The sequence below is a fragment of the Streptomyces sp. NPDC001373 genome (assembly GCF_042895815.1).
Classification (GTDB): Bacteria; Actinomycetota; Actinomycetes; order Streptomycetales; family Streptomycetaceae; genus Streptomyces.
In genome coordinates this window covers 12,654-29,029 of record NZ_JBIAWQ010000028.1, presented here as the reverse complement: position 1 = coordinate 29,029, position 16,376 = coordinate 12,654, and the positions used below count along the sequence as shown (strand labels likewise).

General features: G+C 70.8%; 14 protein-coding genes. 13 read left to right on the top strand and 1 reads right to left on the bottom strand.

Annotated elements, in window-relative coordinates; all coding sequences use genetic code 11:
* Window positions 1–9: 9 nt before the first annotated feature.
* The 13 genes from ACFY15_RS34390 to nuoN are packed head-to-tail and all read left to right on the top strand — an operon-like array spanning window position 10 to window position 15,622.
* Window positions 10–564: an NADH-quinone oxidoreductase subunit B family protein gene (locus tag ACFY15_RS34390; RefSeq protein ID WP_045946776.1), complete on the top strand. Its 555-nt coding sequence runs from the start codon at window positions 10–12 to the stop codon at window positions 562–564.
* Window positions 561–1,292: an NADH-quinone oxidoreductase subunit C gene (locus tag ACFY15_RS34385; protein ID WP_390690963.1), complete on the top strand. Its 732-nt coding sequence runs from the start codon at window positions 561–563 to the stop codon at window positions 1,290–1,292. The genes ACFY15_RS34390 and ACFY15_RS34385 overlap by 4 nt, the downstream gene beginning before the upstream one ends.
* Complete coding sequence (locus ACFY15_RS34380) at window positions 1,292–2,629, top strand: NADH-quinone oxidoreductase subunit D (RefSeq protein ID WP_390690964.1); 1,338 nt, start codon at window positions 1,292–1,294, stop codon at window positions 2,627–2,629. The genes ACFY15_RS34385 and ACFY15_RS34380 overlap by 1 nt, the downstream gene beginning before the upstream one ends.
* Window positions 2,626–3,381 carry an NADH-quinone oxidoreductase subunit NuoE gene (gene nuoE, locus ACFY15_RS34375; protein WP_390826813.1) on the top strand — a complete coding sequence of 252 codons (756 nt, stop codon included), beginning with the start codon at window positions 2,626–2,628 and terminating at the stop codon, window positions 3,379–3,381. Before ACFY15_RS34380 ends, nuoE begins: the two co-directional genes overlap by 4 nt.
* Entirely contained in the window at window positions 3,381–4,772 is a 1,392-nt protein-coding gene (gene nuoF, locus ACFY15_RS34370; protein WP_390690966.1) for an NADH-quinone oxidoreductase subunit NuoF, read from the top strand. The genes nuoE and nuoF overlap by 1 nt, the downstream gene beginning before the upstream one ends.
* The gene (locus tag ACFY15_RS34365; protein ID WP_390690967.1) at window positions 4,769–7,279 is read left to right on the top strand and encodes an NADH-quinone oxidoreductase subunit G; all 2,511 of its coding nucleotides are present in this window, start codon (window positions 4,769–4,771) and stop codon (window positions 7,277–7,279) included. Before nuoF ends, ACFY15_RS34365 begins: the two co-directional genes overlap by 4 nt.
* The gene (gene nuoH / locus ACFY15_RS34360; protein WP_390690968.1) at window positions 7,276–8,661 is read left to right on the top strand and encodes an NADH-quinone oxidoreductase subunit NuoH; all 1,386 of its coding nucleotides are present in this window, start codon (window positions 7,276–7,278) and stop codon (window positions 8,659–8,661) included. Before ACFY15_RS34365 ends, nuoH begins: the two co-directional genes overlap by 4 nt.
* 3 nt (window positions 8,662–8,664) lie before the next feature.
* On the top strand, window positions 8,665–9,285 hold the full coding sequence (gene nuoI, locus ACFY15_RS34355) for an NADH-quinone oxidoreductase subunit NuoI (RefSeq protein WP_390690969.1): 621 nt from the start codon (window positions 8,665–8,667) through the stop codon (window positions 9,283–9,285).
* Window positions 9,282–10,112 (top strand): NADH-quinone oxidoreductase subunit J, encoded by an 831-nt coding sequence (locus ACFY15_RS34350; RefSeq protein ID WP_390690970.1) that lies wholly within the window; start codon window positions 9,282–9,284, stop codon window positions 10,110–10,112. Before nuoI ends, ACFY15_RS34350 begins: the two co-directional genes overlap by 4 nt.
* Entirely contained in the window at window positions 10,109–10,408 is a 300-nt protein-coding gene (gene nuoK, locus ACFY15_RS34345) for an NADH-quinone oxidoreductase subunit NuoK (RefSeq protein WP_390690971.1), read from the top strand. The genes ACFY15_RS34350 and nuoK overlap by 4 nt, the downstream gene beginning before the upstream one ends.
* A gap of 12 nt (window positions 10,409–10,420) precedes the next feature.
* Entirely contained in the window at window positions 10,421–12,367 is a 1,947-nt protein-coding gene (gene nuoL / locus ACFY15_RS34340; RefSeq protein WP_390690972.1) for an NADH-quinone oxidoreductase subunit L, read from the top strand.
* A 1-nt stretch (window position 12,368) separates the two neighbouring features.
* Window positions 12,369–13,970, top strand: a complete 1,602-nt coding sequence (locus tag ACFY15_RS34335; protein WP_390690973.1) for an NADH-quinone oxidoreductase subunit M — start codon at window positions 12,369–12,371, stop codon at window positions 13,968–13,970.
* A gap of 23 nt (window positions 13,971–13,993) precedes the next feature.
* Complete coding sequence (nuoN, locus tag ACFY15_RS34330) at window positions 13,994–15,622, top strand: NADH-quinone oxidoreductase subunit NuoN (RefSeq protein WP_390690984.1); 1,629 nt, start codon at window positions 13,994–13,996, stop codon at window positions 15,620–15,622.
* A 60-nt stretch (window positions 15,623–15,682) separates the two neighbouring features.
* On the opposite strand, the gene ACFY15_RS34325 is transcribed toward nuoN, so the two are convergent.
* Window positions 15,683–16,297 (bottom strand): hypothetical protein, encoded by a 615-nt coding sequence (locus ACFY15_RS34325; protein WP_390690974.1) that lies wholly within the window; start codon window positions 16,295–16,297, stop codon window positions 15,683–15,685.
* Between the last annotated feature and the right edge of the window lie 79 nt (window positions 16,298–16,376).

Genomic DNA, 16,376 nt, shown 5'->3' with positions numbered 1-16,376 from the left:
GAATTTTCCATGGGACTGGAAGAGAAGCTGCCGAGCGGCTTCCTGCTGACCACCGTCGAACAGGCCGCGGGCTGGGTGCGCAAGGCATCCGTCTTCCCCGCCACCTTCGGCCTCGCGTGCTGCGCCATCGAGATGATGACCACCGGCGCCGGCCGCTACGACCTCGCCCGCTTCGGCATGGAGGTCTTCCGCGGCTCCCCGCGCCAGGCCGACCTGATGATCGTCGCCGGCCGGGTCAGCCAGAAGATGGCGCCGGTGCTGCGGCAGGTGTACGACCAGATGCCCGCTCCCAAGTGGGTCATCTCCATGGGCGTCTGCGCCTCCTCGGGCGGCATGTTCAACAACTACGCGATCGTCCAGGGCGTCGACCACATCGTCCCGGTGGACATCTACCTCCCCGGCTGCCCGCCGCGCCCCGAGATGCTCATGGACGCGATCCTCAAGCTCCACCAGAAGATCCAGGGCTCCAAGCTCGGCGTGAACCGGGAAGAGGCGGCGCGCGAGGCGGAGGAGGCGGCCCTCAAGGCCCTCCCCACCATCGAGATGAAGGGGCTCCTGCGGTGAGCGACGAACCCGCCGTGGAGAACGGCAACGGCAACAACGTCCCCGCCCCCCGGGGGGCCGCCCCCGGACCCGAGGTGATCGGCGTCCGCAAGGGCATGTTCGGCGCCCGGGACGGCGGCGACACCAGCGGCTACGGCGGCCTCGTCCGCACGGTGGCCCTGCCCGGCGCGAGCTCGCGCCCCTACGGTTCCTACTTCGACGAGGTCGCCGACGAACTCGAAGGCGCCCTGGAGGAGCAGGACCTGCTCCCGGAGAACGCGATCGAGAAGGTCGTCGTCGACCGCGGCGAGATGACCCTCCACATCGCCCGCGAGCACCTCCTGCGGGTCGCCTCCACCCTGCGCGACGACCCCGCGCTGCGCTTCGAGCTGTGCACCGGCGTCTCGGGCGTGCACTTCCCCGACGACAAGGGGCGCGAGCTGCACGCCGTCTACCACCTGCGCTCGCTCACCCACGGCCGGATCGTCCGGCTGGAGGTGTCGGTGCCCGACGGCGACCCGCACGTCCCCTCGCTCGTCACGGTCTACCCGACCAACGACTGGCACGAGCGCGAGGCCTACGACTTCTTCGGCCTGGTCTTCGACGGCCACCCGGCGCTCACGCGGATCATGATGCCGGACGACTGGCAGGGCTTCCCGCAGCGCAAGGACTACCCGCTCGGCGGCATCCCCATCGAGTACAAGGGCGCCCAGATCCCGGCTCCCGACCAGCGGAGGTCGTACAGCTGATGTCGAACACCCCCAGCAGCGCCGACCACGCTGCCTCCCGCGAGACCACCGAGGGCACCGTCTACACCGTCACCGGCGGCGACTGGGACGAGATCGTCCAGTCGGCCGCCAAGGCGGACGACGAGCGCATCGTCGTCAACATGGGCCCGCAGCACCCCTCCACCCACGGGGTGCTCCGCCTGATCCTGGAGATCGACGGCGAGACGGTCACCGAGGCCCGCTGCGGCATCGGCTACCTGCACACCGGCATCGAGAAGAACCTCGAATTCCGGAACTGGACGCAGGGCACCACCTTCGTGACGCGCATGGACTACCTGACGCCCTTCTTCAACGAGACGGCCTACTGCCTCGGCGTCGAGAAGCTCCTCGGCATCACCGACCAGATCCCGGACCGCGCCACCGTCATCCGCGTCCTGCTGATGGAGCTCAACCGGCTCTCCTCGCACCTGGTGTGCATCGCCACCGGCGGCATGGAGCTCGGTGCGACCACGATCATGATCTACGGGTTCCGGGACCGCGAGCTGATCCTCGACGTCTTCGAGCTGATCACCGGCCTGCGCATGAACCACGCCTTCGTCCGCCCCGGCGGCCTCGCCCAGGACCTGCCCCCGGGCGCGGTCGACCAGCTGCGCGAGTTCGTCAGGACGATGAAGAAGAACCTGCCGGAGTACGACAAGCTCGCCACCGGCAACCCCATCTTCAAGGCCCGCATGCAGGACGTCGGCTACCTCGACCTCGCCGGCTGCATGGCCCTCGGCGCCACAGGCCCGATCCTGCGCTCGGCCGGCCTGCCGCACGACCTGCGCAAGACCGACCCCTACTGCGGCTACGACACCTACGAGTTCGACGTCCCCACCACCGAGAGCTGCGACTCCTACGGCCGGTTCCTGATCCGCCTGGAGGAGATGCGCCAGTCGCTGCGGATCGTCGAGCAGTGCCTGGACCGGCTGGAGCCCGGCCCGGTGATGGTCGCCGACAAGAAGATCGCCTGGCCGGCGCAGCTCGCGATGGGTCCCGACGGCCTCGGCAACTCCCTCGACCACATCAAGAACATCATGGGCACCTCCATGGAGGCCCTCATCCACCACTTCAAGCTGGTGACCGAGGGCTTCCGGGTTCCCGCCGGACAGGCGTACGCGGCCGTCGAGTCCCCCAAGGGCGAACTCGGCGTCCACGTGGTCTCCGACGGCGGCACCCGCCCCTACCGGGTCCACTTCCGCGACCCGTCCTTCACCAACCTTCAGGCCATGGCGGCGATGTGCGAGGGCGGCCAGGTCGCCGACGTGATCGTCGCCGTCGCCTCCATCGACCCCGTGATGGGAGGCGTCGACCGATGACGGCCGATGCAGTGAATACGGGCGTCAGCCTCGGGATGCCGCAGCTGCCCGCCCCCGACTTCCCCGCCGAGGTGCGCGCCCGGCTGGAAGCGGACGCACAGGAGGTCATCGCCCGCTACCCCGACAGCCGCTCCGCGCTGCTGCCGCTGCTGCACCTGACGCAGTCCGAGGAGGGCTACGTCTCCCGCACCGGCATCCGCTTCTGCGCCGAGGTCCTCGGGCTGACCACCGCCGAGGTCACGGCGGTCGCCACCTTCTACACGATGTACCGGCGCGGGCCCAGCGGTGACTACCAGGTCGGCGTCTGCACGAACACCCTGTGCGCGGTGATGGGCGGCGACGCCATCTTCGACGAGCTCAAGCAGCACCTCGGGGTCGGCAACAACGAGACCACCCCCGACGGCAAGGTCACGCTGGAGCACATCGAGTGCAACGCGGCCTGCGACTACGCCCCGGTGGTGATGGTCAACTGGGAGTTCTTCGACAACCAGACCCCCGAGTCCGCCAAGGCGCTCGTGGACGACCTGCGCGCCGGACGCCCCGTCGAGCCGACCCGGGGCGCGCCGCTGTGCACGTACAAGGAAACCGCCCGGATCCTGGCGGGCTTCCCCGACGCGCGCGAGGGCGCGGTCGCGGCGAGCGGCGGAGCGGGCCCCGCGTCCCTGATCGGCCTGCGCGTCGCCCGCGGCGAATCCCCGCACGCGCCGATCGTGCGCCCGCGGGCCGAGACCGGTGGCGAGGGAGGGGAGTGATGTCCGTGTCGTCCAAGGAAAGTCATGGGGGTACCTCCCAGCCTGAGGCCGGGGGAGGGACGAGTCCGGAGAAGCTGCTCTCCCCCGTCCTGTCGGCGTTCTGGGACGAGCCCGAGTCGTGGACGCTGGAGACCTACCGGCGCCACGAGGGCTACGAGGGCCTGCGCAAGGCACTCGCGATGACCCCGGACGAGGTGATCGCCTACGTCAAGGACTCCGGTCTGCGCGGTCGCGGCGGCGCGGGCTTCCCCACCGGGATGAAGTGGCAGTTCATCCCGCAGGGTGACGGCAAGCCGCACTACCTCGTCGTCAACGCGGACGAGTCGGAACCGGGAACCTGCAAGGACATCCCCCTCCTGTTCGCCAACCCCCACTCCCTCATCGAGGGAATGATCATCGCCTGCTACGCGATCCGCTCGGAGCACGCCTTCATCTACCTGCGCGGCGAGGCGGTCCCCGTGCTGCGGCGGCTGCACGAGGCCGTGCGCGAGGCGTACGCGGCCGGATACCTCGGCAAGGACATCGACGGCAGCGGGCGCAACCTCGACATCACCGTGCACGCGGGAGCGGGCGCGTACATCTGCGGCGAGGAGACGGCACTGCTCGACTCCCTCGAAGGCCGGCGCGGTCAGCCCCGGCTGCGTCCCCCCTTCCCCGCGGTCGAGGGGCTCTACGCGTGCCCCACTGTCGTGAACAACGTCGAGTCCATCGCCTCGGTTCCCGCGATCCTGGGCAAGGGCAAGGACTGGTTCAAGGCGATGGGGACGGAGAAGTCCCCCGGCTTCACCCTCTACTCCCTCTCCGGGCACGTCGCCGGCCCCGGCCAGTACGAGGCCCCCCTCGGCATCACGTTGCGCCAGCTCCTCGACATGAGCGGCGGCATGCGCCCCGGGCACCGGCTGAAGTTCTGGACCCCCGGAGGCTCCTCCACCCCCATGTTCACCGACGAGCACCTCGACGTCCCGCTCGACTACGAGGGCGTCGGCGCCGCCGGCTCGATGCTCGGCACCAAGGCGCTCCAGTGCTTCGACGAGACCACCTGCGTGGTCCGCGCCGTCACCCGCTGGACCGAGTTCTACGCCCACGAGTCCTGCGGCAAGTGCACCCCCTGCCGCGAGGGCACGTACTGGCTGGTCCAGCTGCTGCGCGACATCGAGGCCGGCAAGGGCGTCGTGTCCGACCTCGACAAGCTGAACGACATCGCCGACAACATCAACGGCAAGTCCTTCTGCGCGCTCGGCGACGGCGCAGCCAGCCCGATCTTCTCCTCGCTGAAGTACTTCCGAGCGGAGTACGAGCAGCACATCACGGGAAAGCGCTGCCCCTTCGACCCCAGGAAGTCGACCCTCTGGGCTGACGGTCCTTCTCTGAACTCCGAGGTGAACGCATGACCGTCAGCACGAACGCCCCGGCGGGCGGCGGCGAGGCGGCGAAGCCGGCGCCGGACGCCGAGAACACGGTCACCCTGACCATCGACGGCGCCGAACTGTCCGTACCCAAGGGAACCCTGGTCATCCGGGCCGCCGAACAGCTCGGCATCGAGATCCCCCGGTTCTGCGACCACCCCCTCCTCGACCCGGCCGGCGCCTGCCGCCAGTGCATCGTCGAGGTCGAGGGCCAGCGCAAGCCGATGGCCTCCTGCACCATCACCTGCACCGACGGCATGGTCGTCCGCACCCAGCTGACCTCCGAGGCCGCCGACAAGGCCCAGCGCGGGGTGATGGAGCTGCTGCTCATCAACCACCCGCTGGACTGCCCCGTCTGCGACAAGGGCGGCGAGTGCCCGCTCCAGAACCAGGCGATGTCGCACGGGAACGCGGAGTCCCGGTTCGAGGGGCACAAGCGGACCTACGAGAAGCCCGTCGCGATCTCCACCCAGGTGCTGCTGGACCGTGAGCGGTGCGTGCTGTGCGCGCGCTGCACCCGCTTCTCCAACCAGGTCGCGGGGGACCCGATGATCGAGCTGCTCGAGCGCGGCGCGCTCCAGCAGGTCGGCACCGGCGAGGGCGACCCGTTCGAGTCGTACTTCTCCGGCAACACCATCCAGATCTGCCCCGTCGGCGCCCTCACCTCGGCCGCCTACCGGTTCCGCTCCCGCCCCTTCGACCTCGTCTCCTCCCCGAGCGTGTGCGAGCACTGCGCGGGCGGCTGCGCGACCCGCACGGACCACCGGCGCGGGAAGGTGATGCGCCGCCTCGCCGCCGAGGACCCCGAGGTCAACGAGGAGTGGATCTGCGACAAGGGCCGCTTCGCGTTCCGTTACGCGCAGCGCCCGGACCGGCTGACCACCCCGCTCGTGCGCGGGGCGGACGGGGTCCTCGCCCCCGCGAGCTGGCCCGAGGCCCTGGAGGCCGCGGCCGCCGGGCTCACCGCCGCGCGCGGCCGCGCCGGGGTCCTGACCGGCGGTCGGCTGACCGTCGAGGACGCCTACGCGTACGCCAAGTTCGCCCGGGTGGTGCTCGACACCAACGACATCGACTTCCGGGCCCGCGTCCACAGCGCGGAGGAGACCGAGTTCCTGGCCGCCTCCGTCGCCGGCACCGGCAAGGACCTCGACGGCACCGGCGTCACCTACGCCTCCCTGGAAGCGGCCCCGGCCGTCCTGCTGGCCGGCATCGAGGCCGAGGAGGAGGCCCCCGGGGTCTTCCTGCGGCTGCGCAAGGCCCACCGCAAGCGCGGCCAGAAGACGTACGCGCTGGCGCCCTTCGCCACCCGGGGGCTCACCAAGGCCGGCGGCACCCTGCTGGCCGCCGCCCCCGGCACCGAACCCGAGTGGCTGGACGCCCTGGCCGCCCGCACCGGCCTGGAGGCCGGCGGCGCCGAGGCCGCCGAGGCACTGCGCCGGCCCGGCGCGGTCCTCGTCGTCGGCGAGCGGCTCGCCGGGGTGCCCGGCGCGCTGACCGCCGCCGTACGGGCGGCCACCGCGACCGGGGCCCGGCTGGTGTGGATCCCGCGCCGGGCCGGGGAGCGGGCCGCGGTCGAGGCGGGCGCCCTGCCGTCGCTGCTGCCCGGCGGCCGCCCGGCCACCGACCCGCGAGCCCGCGACGAGGTCGCCGCCGCCTGGGGGCTGGACGCGCTGCCGCACCGCTACGGCCGCGACACCGGGCAGATCGTCGAGGCCGCCGCGACCCGCGAGCTCTCCGCGCTGCTGGTCGCGGGCGTCGAGGTCGGCGACCTGCCCGACCCGCGGCGGGCACGCATCGCGCTGGAGGAGGCCTTCGTGGTCTCCCTGGAGCTGCGGCCCGGCGAGGTCACCGACCACGCGGACGTGGTCCTGCCGGTCGCCGCCGTCGCGGAGAAGGCGGGCACGTTCATCAACTGGGAGGGCCGGGTCCGGCCGTTCGAGGCCGCCCTCAAGCCCGACCAGATGACCCGCAGGCTCGCCCCGGCCGACGCCCGCGTGCTGCACATGCTGGCCGACGCCGCCGACCGGCCGATCGCGCTGCCCGACGTGCACGCCGTCCGGCGGGAGCTGGAGCGGCTCGGCCCCTGGGAGGGCGACCTCGCCCCCGAGCGGTCCACCGACCCGGTGCCGGCGCCCCGGCCCGGCGCGGGCGAGGCCGTACTCGCCGGGCACCGCCTGCTGCTGGACCTGGGCCGGCTCCAGGAGGGCGACGAGGCCCTGGCCGGGACCCGGCACGAGGCCGCGGCCCGCCTCTCGGCCTCCACGGCCGCCGAGACCGGAGTCAAGGACGGCGACCTCCTCGCCGTCACCGGCCCGGCCGGCTCGGTGGAACTCCCGCTGCGGATCACCGAGATGCCCGACCGGGTCGTGTGGCTCCCCCTGAACTCCACCGGCGCCGGCGTCACCGCCGGCACCGGCGCACTGCCCGGCACCCTCGTCCGCATCGGACCGGCGCCGGCCCCGGCCGCCCCCGCCAAGGAGGTGCGAGCATGACCGGCCTCGCCCACATCGCGGCGCACCAGCCGCACGTCCTCGCCGCCGAGGACCTGAGCCTGTTCGGCAAGGACGTCTGGTGGCTCGTCCTGCTGAAGGCGGTGTTCTGCTTCGCCTTCCTGATGGTGACCGTGCTCTTCTCCATCGTGTGGGAGCGCAAGGTCGTCGCCTGGATGCAGCTGCGCATCGGCCCCAACCGGCACGGGCCCTGGGGCATGCTCCAGTCGCTCGCCGACGGCGTGAAGCTGATGCTGAAGGAGGACGTGGTCGTCAAGCGGGCCGACAAGGTGGTCTACGTCCTGGCGCCGATCATCGCGGCGATCCCGGCGTTCATGGCCATCGCGGTGATCCCCTTCGGACCGGCCGACGACGAGGTCTCCATCTTCGGCCAGCGCACCACGATGCAGCTGACCGACCTGCCCATCGCGATGCTGTACGTCCTGGCCGTGGCCTCCGTCGGCATCTACGGCATCGTCCTGGCGGGCTGGTCCTCCGGCTCCACCTACCCGCTGCTCGGCGGCCTGCGCTCCTGCGCCCAGATGATCTCGTACGAGATCGCGATGGGCGCGGCCTTCGCCTCCGTCTTCCTCTACTCCGGGTCGATGTCGACCTCGGCGATCGTGGAGGCGCAGGCCGACCGCTGGTACATCCTGCTACTGCCGGTGTCCTTCATCATCTACGTGATCACGATGGTCGGCGAGACCAACCGAGCGCCCTTCGACATGCCGGAGTCCGAGGGCGACCTGGTCGGCGGCTTCAACACCGAGTACTCCTCCATCAAGTTCGCGCTGTTCATGCTGGCCGAGTACGTCAACATGGTCACCGTCTCGGCGGTCTCCGTCACCCTCTTCCTGGGCGGCTGGCGGGCCCCGTACCCGATCAGCCACTTCTGGGAGGGCGCGAACCACGGCTGGTGGCCGATGCTCTGGTTCGTCATCAAGGTGCAGCTGCTGCTGTTCTTCTTCATCTGGCTGCGCGGCACGCTGCCGCGCGTGCGCTACGACCAGCTGATGAAGCTCGGCTGGAAGGTGCTGATCCCGGTCTCCGTCGTCTGGCTGATGCTGGTCGCCACCGTCCGGGCGCTGCGCAACGAGCGCTACGACTTCTCGGAGATCGTGCTCTACGTCGGCGGGGCCGTCGTGGCGATCCTGCTGCTGACCTCCGTCGCCGACCACTTCCGCGACAAGCGGGAGAAGACGGCGGCCGAGCGGGCCGGGAAGGCCGCGGCCGCCGAGCCCTTCGACCCGATGGCGGGCGGGTTCCCCGTACCGCCCAAGCCCGGCCAGCACCTGGCACCCGTGCCGCGCAGGCGGCCCCGCGCAGAGCGGGAGCTGATCGCCAGCGGCGGGACGCACACCGACAGTGACCGAGAGGAGGGTTGAGACGTGTCTGACGAGAAGTCCGAGAAGTGGCAGAACCCGGTGGCCGGCTTCGGCGTGACCTTCAAGGCCATGTTCAAGAAGCGCCTCACCGAGCAGTACCCGGAGCAGGAGAAGACCACCGCCCCGCGGTTCCACGGACGGCACCAGCTCAACCGGCACCCCGACGGTCTGGAGAAGTGCATCGGCTGCGAGCTGTGCGCCTGGGCCTGTCCCGCCGACGCGATCTACGTGGAGGGCGCGGACAACACCGACGAGGAGCGCTACTCCCCGGGCGAGCGGTACGGGCGGGTCTACCAGATCAACTACGCCCGCTGCATCCTGTGCGGGCTCTGCATCGAGGCGTGCCCGACCCGGGCGCTGACCATGACGAACGAGTTCGAACTGGCCGACGCCAGCCGCGAGTCGCTGATCTACACCAAGGAGCAGCTCCTCGCGGGGCTGACCGAGGGCATGGTCGACAGCCCGCACTCGATCTTCCCGGGCATGGACGAGCAGGACTACTACCGGGGTCTGGTGACGGGCGCGGCGCCCGGGACCGAGCGGCAGGTGGCGGTCTCCAAGGGCGAGGTCCCGCCGGAGTCCGCTGCATCCGGACCCGCTCCCGAGAAGGCGGCCGGCCGATGAGCGTCCTCCTGACCACCGCGGCCTCCGCCAGCACGACGTCCACGGGCGAGGCCGTCCAGTTCTGGGTGCTGGGCACCGTCGCCGTCGTCGGCGCGCTGTGCACCATCCTGATGAGGAAGGCCGTGCACAGCGCCCTGTGCCTGGCGGGGACGATGATCGTCCTGGCGGTCTTCTACCTCGCGAACGGGGCGTACTTCCTGGGCGTGGTCCAGGTCATCGTCTACACCGGCGCCATCATGATGCTGTTCCTCTTCGTGGTCATGCTCGTCGGCGTCACGGCGGCGGACTCGCTGAAGGAGACCATCAAGGGGCAGCGCTGGATGGCCGCCCTGTGCGGGCTCGGCTTCGGCATCCTGCTGATCGCCGGCCTCGCCAACGCCGGGCTGACCCACTTCAACGGCCTCGGCCGGGTCAACTCCGCGGGGCACGTCGAGGGTCTGGCCCAGCTGATCTTCACCCGCTACATCTTCGCCTTCGAGATCACCGGCGCCCTGCTGATCACGGCGGCCGTCGGCGCGATGGTCCTCACCCACCGCGAGCGCACCGAGCGGGCCGCCACCCAGCGCGAGCTCTCCGAGCGGCGCGTGCGCGAGGGCGTTCAGGTCCCGCCGCTGCCGGCCCCCGGCGTCTACGCCCGGCACAACGCCGTGGACATCGCCGGCCTGCTCCCGGACGGCTCCCCGTCCGAGCTGACCGTCAGCAGGACGCTGCGCGCCCGCGGCCAGATCCGCGACGTGTCCAGCCAGGCCCTGGACGACCTCAAGGTGCTGGAGCAGCGCTCCGCGGAGCGCCTGGGCCGCGACTCCCGTGAGGAGGCCTCGAAGTGAATCCGGTCAACTACCTGTACCTGGCCGCCCTGCTGTTCACCATCGGCGCGGTCGGCGTGCTCATCCGGCGGAACGCGATCGTGCTGTTCATGTGCATCGAGCTCATGCTCAACGCCTGCAACCTCGCGTTCGTGGCCTTCTCCCGGATGCACGGCAACCTCGACGGCCAGGTCATCGCCTTCTTCACGATGGTCGTCGCCGCCGCGGAGGTCGTGGTGGGCCTCGCGATCATCGTGTCGCTGTTCCGTACCCGCCACTCGGCCTCGGTCGACGACGCCAGCCTGATGAAGCTGTAAGGGGCCCTCACAGTGGAGAATCTGATTGCGCTGCTGGTGGCGGCGCCCCTGTTCGGAGCGGCGGTGCTGCTCTGCGGCGGCCGGCGCCTGGACAAGGCCGGCCACTGGCTGGGGACCCTGTTCGCCGCGGTCGCCTTCGTCATCGCCGTGGTCCTCTTCGTCGACATGCTGGGTCGCGGCGCCGACGACCGGACGCTTCACCAGTTCCTGTACACCTGGGTGCCGGTGGAGGGCTTCCAGGCGGACATGGCCTTCCGGCTCGACCAGCTGTCGATGACCTTCGTCCTGCTGATCTCCGGGGTGGGTACGCTCATCCACGTGTACTCGATCGGGTACATGGAGCACGACGAGCGCCGCCGGCGCTTCTTCGGCTACCTCAACCTGTTCCTCGCGGCGATGCTGCTGCTCGTCCTCGCCGACAACTACCTGCTGCTGTACTTCGGCTGGGAGGGCGTCGGCCTCGCCTCGTACCTCCTGATCGGGTTCTGGCAGCACAAGCCCAGCGCGGCCACCGCCGCGAAGAAGGCCTTCCTGGTCAACCGGGTCGGCGACATGGGCCTCTCGATCGCCATCATGCTGATGTTCACCACCTTCGGGACCTTCGCCTTCGGGCCGGTCTTCGCGAACACCGGCAAGGCCTCCGAGGGCATGCTGACGGCGATCGGCCTGATGCTGCTGCTGGCGGCCTGCGGCAAGTCGGCGCAGGTGCCGCTGCAGTCCTGGCTCGGTGACGCGATGGAGGGCCCGACCCCGGTCTCGGCCCTGATCCACGCCGCGACCATGGTGACGGCGGGCGTGTACCTGATCGTCCGCTCCGGCGCCGTCTTCAACGGGGCGCCCGACGCCCAGCTGGTGGTCGCCGTCGTCGGCGCCGTCACGCTGCTCTTCGGTGCGATCGTCGGTTGCGCGAAGGACGACATCAAGAAGGCCCTCGCCGGGTCGACGATGTCGCAGATCGGCTACATGGTCCTCGCCGCGGGCCTGGGCCCGATCGGCTACGCCTTCGCCATCATGCACCTGGTGACGCACGGCTTCTTCAAGGCCGGCCTCTTCCTCGGCGCGGGTTCCGTCATGCACGGGATGAACGACGAGGTGGACATGCGCAAGTACGGCGGCCTGCGCACCTACATGCCGATCACCTTCGTCACCTTCGGCCTCGGCTACCTCGCCATCATCGGCTTCCCGGGCCTGTCGGGCTTCTTCTCCAAGGACAAGATCATCGAGGCGGCCTTCGCGAAGGGCGGCACCGAGGGCTGGATCCTCGGCGCCACCGCCCTGCTGGGCGCGGCCATCACCGCCTTCTACATGACCCGCGTCATGATCATGACCTTCTTCGGCGAGAAGCGCTGGCAGCCCGCCCCCGCCCCCGCCGCGGACGCGGAGCCGGACATCGAGCCCGCCGCCGGGCACCACGCCGGCGAGCTGCCCCACCCGCACGAGTCCCCGAAGTCCATGACCTTCCCGATGATCGTGCTGGCCTTCGGGTCCGTCTTCGCCGGCGCCTTCTTCGTGATCGGCGACCGCTTCGTGGACTGGCTGGAGCCCGTCACCGGGTACGCGCACGGCAACTCGCCCGTCAGCGCCCTCACGGTGACGGCGGCCACGATGGTGGCCCTCGTCGTCGGCGTCGCCATCGCCTGGGCCATGTACGGCCGCCGGCCCGTCCCCGTGACCGCCCCGCGCGGCTCCTTCGCCACCAGGGCGGCCCGCCGGGACCTGTACCAGGACGACTTCAACCACGTCGTGCTGGTGCGCGGCGGGGAGCACCTGACCCGCTCGCTCGTGTACGTCGACCACAGCCTGGTCGACGGAGTGGTCAACGGGACGGCCGCCTCGGTCGGCGGGCTCTCGGGCCGGCTGCGCAGGCTGCAGAACGGCTACGCCCGCAGCTACGCGGTCTCGATGTTCGGGGGGACGGCGATCCTGATCGCCGCGACCCTGCTGATGAGGGCGGTGTGACATGACCTTCCCGCTTCTGACGGTGACGGCCGCGGTTCCCGCGGTCGGCGCGGTCCTCACCGCCGCCGTCCCGGCCAAGCAGCGGACCGCCGCCAAGTGGCTCGCGCTGCTCTTCTCCCTGGCCACCCTGGCCCTGGCCGTGCTCGTCGCGGTCCGCTTCGAACCCGGTGGCGCGCGCTACCAGCTGACCGAGTCCCACGCCTGGATCCCCGACTTCGGCGTCCGCTACGAACTGGGCGTGGACGGCATCGGGGTGGCGCTCATCGCGCTCACCGCGCTGCTGATCCCGTTCGTGATCGGGGCCGGCTGGAACGACGCCGACCCCCTGGAGACGAACTCTTCCCGCTGGCGCCCCACCCAGGGCTTCTTCGCCCTGATCCTGATGGTCGAGGCGATGGTGGTGATCTCCTTCGAGGCCACCGACGTCTTCCTCTTCTACATCTTCTTCGAAGCCATGCTCATCCCGATGTACTTCCTCATCGGCGGCTTCGGGGACCGGGCCCACGCGGGCACCGACGAGAACGCCGCCGCCCAGCGCTCCTACGCCGCGGTCAAGTTCCTCCTCTACAACCTGGTCGGCGGCCTGATCATGCTCGCCGCCGTCATCGGGCTGTACGTGGTCGCCGGGAACTTCTCGCTCCAGGAGATCACCGCCGCCCGCGCCGCGGGCACCCTGGACATGGCGACCAACACCGAGCGGCTGCTCTTCCTCGGCTTCTTCTTCGCCTTCGCGGTGAAGGCCCCGCTGTGGCCGCTGCACACCTGGCTGCCGAACGCCATGGGCGAGGCCACCGCACCGGTCGCCGTACTGATCACCGCGGTCGTCGACAAGGTCGGCACCTTCGCGATGCTCCGCTTCTGCCTCGGGCTCTTCCCGCAGGCCAGCGAGTGGGCCACCCCGGTGATCCTCGTACTGGCCCTGATCAGCATCGTCTACGGCGCGCTGCTCGCGGTCGGGCAGCGCGACATCAAGCGGCTGGTCGCGTACGCGTCCATCTCGCACTTCGGCTTCATCATCCTGGGCATCTTCGCGATGACCTCCCAGGGCCAGTCGGGCGCGACGCTGTACATGGTCAACCACGGCCTCTCGACGGCGGCGCTGATGCTGGTCGCCGGCTTCCTGATCTCCCGGCGCGGCTCGCGGCTCATCGCCGACTACGGCGGCGTCCAGAAGGTGGCCCCGGTCCTCGCCGGGACCTTCCTGATCGGCGGCCTCGCCACCCTGTCCCTGCCGGGGCTGGCCCCCTTCGTCAGCGAGTTCCTGGTCCTGGTCGGCACCTTCGCCCGGTACCCGGCCGTCGGCATCATCGCCACCATCGGCATCGTGCTGGCCGCGCTGTACACTCTGGTCCTCTACCAGCGGACCATGACCGGCCCCGTGAAGCAGGAGGTCCGCACCCTGCCCGACCTGCGCGCGCGGGAGCTCCTGGTGGTCGCCCCGCTGATCGTGCTGCTGATCGGACTGGGCGTCTACCCGAAGGTGCTGACGGACATCGTCAACCCGGCGGTGCAGTACTCGCTGTCGGACGTGAAGAAGACGGACCCCAAGCCCGAGGTCGCCGTCGAAGCCCAGCACACCGAGAAGGAGGCGGCGGCGAAGTGAGCACCGCGACTGCTGCCCAGGGCCTGCTGACACTGGCGGCCAACGGTCCCGCCGACAGGATCCCGGCCCCGCACATCGAGTACGCGCAGCTCGCGCCCACGCTGATCGTGGTGGGCGCGGCCGTCCTCGGCGTCCTCGTCGAGGCCTTCGTCCCGCGCAGGTCCCGCTACCACCTCCAGGTGTTCCTCTCCGTCGCCGCGCTGGCCGCGGCCTTCGCGGCGGTCGTCGGCCTCGCGGCCGGCGGGTACGGGAACACCAAGGCCCACATCGCGGCCATGGGCGCCATCGCCGTCGACGGCCCGGCGCTGTTCCTCCAGGGCACCATCCTGCTGGCCTCGATCGTGGCCGTGTTCACCTTCGCCGAGCGCCGCCTCGACCCGAAGGCGCACGGCAAGCGGGTGGACTCCTTCGCCGCCCAGGCCGCGTCCGTACCGGGCAGCGACAGCGAGAAGGCCGCGGTCAAGGCCGGGTTCACCACCACCGAGGTGTTCCCGCTCGCCCTGTTCGCCATCGCCGGGATGCTCATCTTCCCGGCCGCCGACGACCTGCTGACCCTGTTCGTCGCCCTGGAGGTCTTCTCCCTCCCGCTGTACCTGCTCTGCGCCGTCGCCCGCCGCCAGCGGCTGATGTCGCAGGAGGCGGCCGTCAAGTACTTCCTGCTCGGCGCCTTCTCCTCGGCGTTCCTGCTCTTCGGCATCGCCCTGCTCTACGGCTACGCGGGCTCCGTCTCGTACGCCGTGATCGCCGACGTCGTGGACGGCACCGTCGCCACCGTCGACCCGGCGCTGGCCTCGACCATGGGCAACGACGCGCTGCTGCTGATCGGCGGTGCGCTGATCCTCATGGGCCTGCTCTTCAAGGTCGGCGCCGTCCCCTTCCACATGTGGACCCCGGACGTCTACCAGGGCGCCCCGACCCCCGTGACCGGCTTCATGGCCGCCGCGACCAAGGTGGCCGCCTTCGGCGCCCTGCTGCGCCTGCTCTACGTGGTCCTGCCCGGGCTGCGCTGGGACTGGCGGCCGGTGATGTGGGGCGTCGCGATCGTCACGATGCTCGCGGGCGCGGTGATCGCCGTGACCCAGACCGACGTCAAGCGGCTCCTGGCGTACTCCTCGATCGCGCACGCCGGGTTCATCCTGGCCGGTGTGATCGCCACGTCGGCGCAGGGCGTCCAGTCCGTCCTCTTCTACCTGGCCGCCTACTCCTTCGTGACGATCGGCGCCTTCGCGGTGGTCACCCTGGTGCGCGACGCGGGTGGCGAGGCCACGCACCTGTCGAAGTGGGCGGGGCTGGGACGGCGTTCGCCGCTCACCGCGGCCGTCTTCGCGGTGTTCCTGCTGGCCTTCGCCGGCATCCCGCTGACCTCGGGCTTCGCCGGGAAGTTCGCCGTGTTCAAGGCGGCCGCCGAGGGCGGGGCCGGGGCGCTGGTCGTCGTCGGTGTCATCTCGTCGGCGATCGCCGCGTTCTTCTACATCCGGGTGATCGTCCTGATGTTCTTCAGCGAGCCGAAGGTCGACGGGCCGACGGTGGCGGTGCCCTCGCCGCTGACGATGACCACCATCGCGGTCGGCGTCGCCGTCACCCTGGTGCTGGGCCTCGCGCCGCAGTACTTCCTGGAGCTGGCCGGACACGCGAGTACCTTCGTGCGCTGACCGCGCGCGGGCCGCGGGCCCGGCTCCCCCTCGGGGAGCCGGGCCCGTGTGCGTCCGCCCCTAGCCGTGGTGGGCGTGGGCCGGGTCGACGGGGGTGGAGGCGGCGGCCGCGGGACACTTGAGGGCCGTGTTCCAGTTGTGGAAGCGGCCGGCCGGGTTGTCCTTGTACGCCCACATGTGCAGGTCGTAGTGCTTGGGCATGCCCGCCCAGTGGCCGGGCATCGGCCCGTCGAAGGGCAGGCCGAACATCGACGGGCGGTCGTCCTTGGTCGTCAGGTCCTGGTCCCGGTCGCGGACCATCCACTCCACGGTCTGGAGCCTGCGCCGGCCGTTTCTGTCCTTCTCGGTGCTGTAGAGGAGCGCGGTCGGCCTGGAAGGGTCGGTCGAACCCCAGTTGGCCTCCTTGACGTAGTGGTAGCCCATGGAGCCCGCGCCGAAGGGGTTGGTCATGCACTCCTGGCCGTGCGGGACGTATCCGTCCTTGATCGCCTCCCGCTCGTCCACGTACTTGGCGGTCACCGCCATGGCCGTGGCCATGTCGCGCATCGCCTTCACGTCGTGCGGGTCGGGCGCCGGACCGTCCACGGCGTGGGCCGGAGGGAGGGCGGCCAGGACGACGGACGCCCCGGCGACGGCACAGGCGGACAGGGCCTTGAGGCCGCGGGCTACGGGCATGGGAGCTCCTGGTGCTCGGGGGTCCCGGAGGGCTGTCGTTCCACCATCCCGGCGGTGCGCGGGCCGTGCACGCGGCGGG